The sequence below is a fragment of the Anaerophaga thermohalophila DSM 12881 genome, from assembly GCF_000191885.1.
Lineage (GTDB): Bacteria > Bacteroidota > Bacteroidia > Bacteroidales > Marinilabiliaceae > Anaerophaga > Anaerophaga thermohalophila.
On record NZ_AEWI01000092.1, the window covers coordinates 1 to 1,407 of the forward strand.

At 33.8% G+C, this 1,407-nt stretch carries 2 protein-coding genes; both read left to right on the top strand.

Going from position 1 to position 1,407, the window contains the following annotated elements; all coding sequences use genetic code 11:
* On the top strand, nucleotides 1–710 hold a 710-nt coding region (locus ATH1_RS0115520), incomplete at its 5' end, for a JAB-like toxin 1 domain-containing protein (RefSeq protein ID WP_010423785.1).
* 1 nt (nucleotide 711) lies between these two features.
* On the top strand, nucleotides 712–1,236 hold the full coding sequence (locus tag ATH1_RS0115525) for a hypothetical protein (RefSeq protein WP_010423788.1): 525 nt from the start codon (nucleotides 712–714) through the stop codon (nucleotides 1,234–1,236).
* The last annotated feature ends 171 nt before the right edge of the window (nucleotides 1,237–1,407 follow it).

The window sequence follows — 1,407 nt, forward strand, 5'->3', positions numbered from 1 at the left end:
GTGCCAGGTATTATGACCCGAGGATTAGTATGTTTTATGGTGTTGACCCATTAGCAGACGTTGCACCTGGTTGGTCACCCTACCGAGCTTTCTATAATAATCCTAACAGATATATCGACCCAACTGGAATGTTAGAAGATGATTACGGTTTGGACAAAGATGGAAACATTGCTTTACTTCGAGAAACTGACGATAAAACAGATAAGCTCATTGCATTGGATAATAAGGGACAAGAAACAGATGAATCAGTAGAAGTAGAAAAAGGTGTACTCAATAATGTAAAAACTGACAAGGATAGTAGAGGAACAAGTTATGACTATATGAAAGTTGGTAATAACAAAACCGCAACTAAGCTATTTGAATTTGTCGCAGAAAATAGTCAGGTTGAGTGGTCTCAAGTTAAATATGGCTCAAAATCAAATTATATCTCTACAAGCCATAATCCCACATCAGAATCGGGCGGTGTAGATTTAATGTATAACTTATTAACTACAGGCTATACCGTTCGTGAGCATATTCACAGCCACCCTAACAGAAAATCAAGTTATTACGGACCTTCTGGATTCCACCCAAGAGATAAGAATAGTGGAGATAGGGAGCTTGGAGAATGGATAAATAAATATTATCCAAGTAAAGGGATAAAACTAAAAGTTTATGAAGTTCCTTTAAAGAAATATATCCAATATAACCACAAAGGAATAGTAAAATAGTATGGAAATCAACAGGTTGCTAATATGGTCTTTTGTCTTTATTTGGAGTTTTCCCGGTTGTAAGGCAAATCAAAGTAATGAACTTAATATGCTAAGAGTAAAAGACACGCAGATAAATGAGGCTCTTAAAGTATTTGTAAAAGAAGAGGCTGAATACGGAAGCCTTGAAAAGAGTGTCATTATCATAAAATTTGAAAAGGATGATAATGGTAACGAGATACGAATAGGAGCTTTGTATAAAGAAAGTATGAGCTTGTATTTGACGGGAAAGAAAGACAAACCATTTGGTTTTTTTGATTATGAAGGAATTACAGTCATAGTATTTGGAGAAAACGAAAACTTACTTTTTGAAAAAACTAACATCAAAAAAGTCATACCTTTTCTTGAAGCAAAACCTGAATTAAAAACTAAAGAAGGAAAAGTTCCGCCACCACCTGTGGTTTATGAGCCTATTATTTGGATTTATCTTTATAACAATGGAAAACTTGAATTAGTTGACAAAGGTAGATTTACACTACTAATATAAATTTATTTTATAAATACAAAGCCTCACAGAAATGTGAGGCTTTTTTCATTTATAAGCTGTTCTTGTTTTTGCATCTCTTAACCCAACTTGCAGTTAATCCGAATGAAATTGTTGCTTTTCAATATAATACTCCCAAAAAACAGGACCACTCGTTAAGTTAAATTTAGTCCT